The following is a 6,833-nucleotide window of genomic DNA, read 5'->3' as shown; positions in this document are numbered from 1 at the left end:
GATAGAGATAATAAATTAATTTAATTACCCATACTATGTACTTTTTTTCTTTATACAATAAATCATCTATGCATCTATGGTACTATAGAGATAGAACTATCTGTCTATAACCGTCTAAAGGCTGAAGCCATAAAAAAGGGAGCCACTACCAGTGGCTCCCTTTTTTTCAAACCAATTCCTTTAAGACAACAAGGTTACCCCATCAGCTCCTTCACCTGTGCCAGGGCCTCATCCAGCTTGTTGACCTCCGGGCCGCCGGCCTGGGCCAGTTCCGGCCGGCCGCCGCCCTTGCCGCCGACCATGGCCGCCAGATGGGCAATGATTTTCCCGGCCGGATGCTGCTGCTGCCAGGAATCAGCCACATGGGCGATGAGCAGGGCCTTGCCGCCGGCCACCGCCCCCAGAACGGTAATGCCGGTGGGATTCTTCTGTTTGTAAACATCCATGATCTGGCGCATCTCTTTGGGGTCGTCGCACTCCACCCGGGAAACCAAAAGAGGAATACCATTGACTGTTTCCAGGGCTGCTGCTCCCTGTTCCTGGGTTGCCGGTCCGGCCCGCAGCCTGTCCTTCAGGCGGGCGATCTCCCGCTGCTGCTCCTTGAACTGCTCCTGGAGGCGGGTGATCTTTTCCGGTACTTCAGCCGGTGCGCCTTTGAGCATTGCCGCCGTCTGCTTGAGAATTTTTTCCTCCTGGACCACCTGGCGCCAGGCTTCCATGCCGGCCAGGGCTTCAATCCGGCGGACGCCGGCGGCAATGCCGCTTTCAGAAATAATCTTGAAAAAACCGATGTCGCCGGTGCGGCCCACATGGGTACCGCCGCACAGCTCAACACTGGCACCGCCCATGGCCACCATGCGCACCTGGTCGCCGTACTTCTCGCCAAAGATGGCCATCGCCCCCTTGCCGACCGCCTCCTCCATGGTGGTGATTTCGGTGGAAACCGGCAGATTGGCCATAATCTCCCGGTTGACCAAAGCTTCCACCTGCAGCAGTTCCTCGTCGGTCAGGGCGGTAAAATGGCTGAAGTCAAACCGCAGCCGCTCGGCGGAAACCAGGGAACCGGCCTGTTTGACATGCTCACCAAGAACGTGCTGGAGTTTGGCCTGCAGCAGGTGGGTGGCCGAATGGTGGCGCTGGATCGCCAGCCGCTCCTCTTCGGAGACGGTCAGCCGACAGGAATCCCCCAGGGCCAGGGAACCTTCGGTGACCACCGCATGGTGGACGAAGATCGCCTCCAGCGGCTTGCTGGTGGCTTTAATATCAAGCACAAAGCCATCACCATCGCCACGCCCCTGGTCGCCGACCTGGCCGCCGGATTCACCGTAGAACGGCGTCCGGTCAAAAATAATCTCCACCTGCTGGCCAACAGTGGCCCGGGACACCTGCTCCCCGTCCTTCAGGAGGCACAATACCTTGCCGCTCTCCTGAAAACGGTCATAGCCGACAAACTCAGTGGCAATCCCCTCCTGGGCCAGTTTTTTATAGACTTCACCCACCGCCTCTTCGCCTGAGCCTTTCCAGGACTGGCGGGACTTTTCCTGTTGGGCCTCCATCTGGGCCTCAAAGCCGGCATGATCAAGGCTCACCTGCTCCTTCTCGACAATATCCTCGGTCAGGTCAACCGGAAAGCCAAAGGTGTCGTAGAGTCGGAAGACCACCTCACCCGACAGCACCCGCTCCCCATTCTGCCGCAGTTTGGCCAGCTCCTCATCAAGGATCTTCAGTCCCCGGTCCAGCGCTTCGCCAAACCGTTTCTCCTCATTTTCAATCACCCGGGTGACAAAAGGCAGCGATTCCGCCAGATCGGGATAGGCCTCCTGCATCTGATCGGCCACCGTCTCCGCCAGGCGGTAGAGAAACGGTTCATGGATGCCTAAAAGCTTCCCGTGGCGGGCGGCGCGGCGCATGATCCGCCGCAGGACATACCCACGCCCTTCATTGGAGGGCAGCACGCCGTCGGCAATCAGAAAAGCGGTCGCCCGGCTGTGATCGGCCAGCACCCGCAGGGACACATCATGGTCGGCATCCTCACCATAGGTTTTGCCGGCAAGCTTTTCACCGGCGGCGATAATTCCCCGGAGCAGATCGGTATCGTAGTTGCTTTTCACCCCCTGGACCACTGCAGCCAGCCGCTCCAGCCCCATACCGGTGTCGATGCTCGGCTTGGGCAGCGGATTCATAACCCCAGCGGCATCCCGGTTGTACTGCATGAACACCAGGTTCCAGATCTCCAGATAGCGGTCACACTCGCACAGGCCGATACCGCACTGGTCACCGCAGCTCATCTCCTCGCCCTGGTCAATGAGGATCTCCGAACAGGGGCCGCAGGGACCGGTATCGCCCATGGCCCAGAAATTATCCTTTTCGCCCATCCGGACAATACGATCGGCCGGCACCCCGATCATCTCTTTCCACAGGTCATAGGCCTCATCATCATCACGAAAAACGGTAACCCATAGTTTATCGGTGGGCAGCCCCATGCGGACAGTGAGAAACTCCCAGGCATACCTGATCGCCCCCTCCTTGAAATAGTCACCGAACGAGAAGTTGCCCAGCATCTCAAAAAAAGTATGGTGACGGGCTGTCCGGCCCACATTTTCCAGATCATTATGCTTGCCGCCAGCCCGAACACATTTCTGGGCCGTGGTAGCCCGCTGGTAATCCCTTTTCTCCAGACCGAGAAAAACATCCTTAAACTGATTCATGCCGGCGTTGGTAAACAGCAGGGTGGGGTCATTAAGGGGAATGAGACCGGAGCTTTTGACGATGGCATGGTCATGCTCCTGGAAAAATGCAAGGAATTTCTGGCGAATCTCATTTCCGGTCATGGTAGTCTCCTTATTCACATCAATCTTAACAGCTTCGTAAAAGCTTCATCTTTACAGTAGAGCAGAATGTCCGAGTTTTGGTTCAAAGCGGTCTTGGGCGCCTGCTGGGTTACCTGGATGGCGATCCGCGGCGGACATCTCGGAGTCGGCCAGGGACGGCCGGCGAGCATGAGCGTGAACCATCATCTACAGCATCATTGTTTTTTTACAAGTTACGGGTTATCCTGCACATCCTCTTGCCGACTTCGAGCAACAAACGGTTCAATCTCCTCGGGGAGAAAACCCCGGCGGTAAAGATAAGCATAGAGATCCCTGCCGGCTTTAGGAACCAACCGGGAGAAAAGCTCTTCCAGTTCTACCGGTGCAACAGCTGCAAAAAGCTCATCAGTAATCCGGCGGGCAAGAGAAGGCTCCACCCCTTTCCGTCGCAGCCGCTGGATGATCATCAGCCGACCGTAGCCACGACGCCAGAGGTATTCCCGGGCCAACTGACGTCCATGGGCAAGATCATCAAGGTAGCCCAGCTCCATCAGCCTGCCGAGCGACGCTTCAACATCCTCTGCCGGGAAACCACGGGTCTGGAGTTTTTTTCGCAACTCCGCCACAAAATGAGGCCGGCGGGCCAGCAGATCCTGGGCTTTACGATAGGCATCCATAACCATTTGAATCAGCTGCCAAAGCGCTCCACATCTTCCTTGAGACCGCCGTCCCCCTCTGCTGCCGGCGTTTCCTCACCAAACTCGTCCCAAGAACTGTCGGAACCGGAGATACCCTTTACCTTCAATTCAAAATCATCCGGGTTGCTGGTCTGTCGCAGGGCCTCGTCATAGGTGATCATTCCCCGTTTGAACAGGTTAAAGAGCGACTGGTCGAAAGACTGCATCCCATAAATGGTATGACCCGTGCTAATGGCATCCCTGATTTCCAGGGTTTTGCCCTTTTCGGCAATACATTCCCTGATACGGGCTGTAGACACCAGCACCTCGGCGGCCGGCACCCGCCCTTTGCCATCCTTGCGCGGAATAAGCCGCTGGGAAACGACACCTTTCAGAATGCCAGCCAACTGCAGGCGAATCTGGGTCTGCTGGTAGGGCGGGAACACTGAGACAATCCTATTGATGGTTTCCAGGGCATCAACCGTATGCAGGGTGCTGAGCACCAGATGCCCGGTCTCCGCCGCCGTCAGGGCGATTTCTATGGTTTCAAGATCACGCATCTCCCCCACCAGGATAACATCGGGATCCTGGCGCAGCGCTGACCGCAGGGCGAGGGAAAAGGAGTTGGTATCAAAGCCCACCTCCCGCTGACTGACAATACTCAGGCGGTCATGGTGGAGGTATTCTATGGGATCCTCAATGGTGATAATATTGACGCTGCGTGTCCGGTTGATGGAGTCGATCATTGAGGCCAGGGTAGTACTTTTGCCGCAGCCGGTGGTCCCGGTCACCAGGATCATGCCTCGATTGGTTTCCCCCGCCAGCCGGGCAATGACCGGCGGCAGATTGAGATCCTCAAACGTGGGGATATCAAAGGCAATCGACCGCAGCACCATCACCGGCGTGCCCCGCTGTTGATAGACGTTGACCCGGAATCGGCCAAGGCCGGAAACCCCATAAGCAAAATCCACCTCATGAAAATCGGCAAACCGCTCCTTTTCCAGCGGCCCCATGATCCCCTGGGCCATCTCTTTCAGAGCCGGCCCGTCGAGGCGGGGAAAGTTTTTCAGGGGATAGAGCTGACCATCAACCCGGACGATGGGCGGATCACCGACCTTCAGATGGATATCAGAGGCCTTGTAGCCCATAGCCGTTTTCAGAATTTCATCGATACCATTCATTCCTTATCCTTTTCTGGCTCAGGATTGTTTTCACCGCCAACTGGCGGGATATGGTGAAAAGCTCTCACCTCCTGTTCAATAGTATCGAGAATTTGCTGATTTTCTTGAAGGTATTCCCTGACAAAATCACGACCCTGCCCCAGGCGCTCACCGCCATAGGCATACCACGACCCGCTTTTCTCGACGATATCACATTTGACCGCCAGATCCAGCACATCTCCAGCCCGCGATATTCCCTGGCCATAGATAATGTCAAAAGCAGCTTCCTTGAAGGGCGGCGCCACCTTGTTTTTCACCACTTTCACCCGGGTTGTATTGCCGAGAATGGCATCACCTTTTTTAATGGTCCCGGTTTTGCGGATGTCCATCCGGATGGTGGAATAAAATTTCAACGCGTTGCCGCCGGTGGTGGTTTCAGGGTTACCAAACATCACCCCGATCTTCATCCTGATCTGGTTGATAAAAATAACCGAGCTTTTCGATTTACTGATGGCGGCCACCAGCTTGCGCAGGGCCTGGGACATGAGCCGGGCTTGGAGACCCATATGGGAATCGCCCATATCACCTTCGATTTCAGCCCGGGGCACCAGGGCGGCCACCGAATCCACCACCACGATATCAATGGCCCCGCTGCGCACCAGGATTTCAGCAATCTCCAGCGCCTGTTCACCGTGGTCGGGCTGGGAAACCAGCAGCTCTTCCGTGTTAACCCCGAGGTTGCGGGCGTAGCTCACATCAAGGGCATGTTCAGCATCGATAAATGCGGCAACCCCACCCTTATTCTGGGCCTGGGCGACAATACTCAGGGCCAGGGTGGTTTTTCCCGACGACTCGGGACCGTAAATCTCGACCACCCGCCCCCGGGGAATACCCCCAACTCCCAGAGCGATATCCAAACTCAACGCTCCCGTGGGAATAACCGCGATATTTTTGACAACCCCCTCATCACCCAGACGCATGATGGAACCCTTGCCGTACTCTTTCTCGATCTGACTGACAGCCATATCCATGGCTTTGTTCTTATTGGCATCCATAGCACCCATCTTTTCACCCCGCCTGTTTCATTACACTCTGTTGAAAAACATTACTTTTAGTTGTTGCACAATTACTGTTCCATGGGGAAAATAGCCAGCCGGCGGTATTCCGCTCCCAAGGAGGTCAATCGGCTTTCATACAAAACACTTTCGCCGACAAAAAATTCCCCGCCCACCGGCAGCAGATTCTCAGCCACCTGCTGAAACCGGCGAAAAGCACTCCTGTGACTGGTGCGCACCTGTTTGATCCTGGCCAGGGTCAGGTGGGGAACATAGGAGCGACCTTCCCGGGGGACCCCCACCCGGGCGGCGCACTCATCCGCCTGTGCAGCCATCATCCGCAGCGCCTCAGCACCGGCAGCAAACCCTTGCCAGAAGATCCGCGGCCGGACGGCAGAAGGAAAAAAACCGGTTTTTCCAAGTGTCAGCGTAACGTTCCCCAGCCTGAAGCCGGCAGCACAACAGTCAATCAGCATTTCTGTTTGGGAATCAGTCATTTCCCCGAGAAATTTCAAGGTCAGATGCATATTTCCAGACGCCACCCAGCGGAAATTTCCCAATCCACCAGCCAGCTCCTGCAGCTGGCGGATACCATCCGTGATCTTCTGAAGCAGAACATCCGGCAAATCAACCGCCAGAAAAAGTCTCATGAGCCGGACTCACTGCCAGCCAGCAGCCGGACCAGCAGTTCCAGGGCCTTTTGGGCCGCCTGTTCTTTCACCTGCAGGCGGTCGCCCTTAAAGTGGTGCCGTTCAACGGCAACAAGGCCGTCAACGGCACCGGCAACATACACCAAGCCAACCGGCTTGGCCCCGGAACCGCCACCTGGACCAGCAATCCCGGTAACTGCCAGTACCGCCTGAGCGCCGGTGCGGACCATCAGGCCGGCGGCCATCGCTTCAGCAACCTCGGCACTAACCGCACCACAACGCTGCAAAAGTTCATCCGAAACACCAAGCAGATCGATTTTTGCGCGGTTGCTGTAGGTCACCAGACCGCGCTCAAAATAGGCCGAACTGCCCGGGACATTGGTAATCCGGTGGGCAATCAGGCCACCGGTACATGATTCCGCCACCGCCAGCCACAACAATCGAGGCTGCAACAAGGCAGCCAGTTGGTATTCAGGCATCC

Annotated in this window: 6 protein-coding genes; all 6 read right to left on the bottom strand. The window is 56.4% G+C overall.

The genetic code is table 11. The annotated features are described in order from the left end of the window. Window positions 1-194 precede the first annotated feature (194 nt). The 6 genes from alaS to JXO50_00555 all read right to left on the bottom strand — a co-directional run bounded on the left by alaS (window position 195) and on the right by JXO50_00555 (window position 6,831). Entirely contained in the window at window positions 195-2,831 is a 2,637-nt protein-coding gene (gene alaS, locus JXO50_00580) for an alanine--tRNA ligase (protein MBN2331581.1), read from the bottom strand. A 212-nt stretch (window positions 2,832-3,043) separates the two neighbouring features. After that, window positions 3,044-3,493, bottom strand: a complete 450-nt coding sequence (locus JXO50_00575) for a regulatory protein RecX (GenBank protein ID MBN2331580.1) — start codon at window positions 3,491-3,493, stop codon at window positions 3,044-3,046. 5 nt (window positions 3,494-3,498) lie between these two features. Beyond that, window positions 3,499-4,668: a type IV pilus twitching motility protein PilT gene (locus tag JXO50_00570; GenBank protein ID MBN2331579.1), complete on the bottom strand. Its 1,170-nt coding sequence runs from the start codon at window positions 4,666-4,668 to the stop codon at window positions 3,499-3,501. After that, on the bottom strand, window positions 4,665-5,702 hold the full coding sequence (gene recA, locus JXO50_00565; protein MBN2331578.1) for a recombinase RecA: 1,038 nt from the start codon (window positions 5,700-5,702) through the stop codon (window positions 4,665-4,667). The genes JXO50_00570 and recA overlap by 4 nt, the downstream gene beginning before the upstream one ends. A 71-nt stretch (window positions 5,703-5,773) precedes the next feature. Further along, window positions 5,774-6,352, bottom strand: coding sequence for an RNA 2',3'-cyclic phosphodiesterase (thpR, locus tag JXO50_00560; GenBank protein ID MBN2331577.1), 579 nt, complete (start codon window positions 6,350-6,352; stop codon window positions 5,774-5,776). Further along, window positions 6,349-6,831, bottom strand: coding sequence for a CinA family protein (locus JXO50_00555; GenBank protein MBN2331576.1), 483 nt, complete (start codon window positions 6,829-6,831; stop codon window positions 6,349-6,351). Before JXO50_00555 ends, thpR begins: the two co-directional genes overlap by 4 nt. Window positions 6,832-6,833: the final 2 nt, after the last annotated feature.

The sequence above is a fragment of the Candidatus Anaeroferrophillus wilburensis genome (genome assembly GCA_016934315.1).
Lineage (GTDB): Bacteria > Desulfobacterota > Anaeroferrophillalia > Anaeroferrophillales > Anaeroferrophillaceae > Anaeroferrophillus > Anaeroferrophillus wilburensis.
Note: the sequence above shows the minus strand (reverse complement) of the source record. Positions and strands in the feature narration are given on the sequence as shown.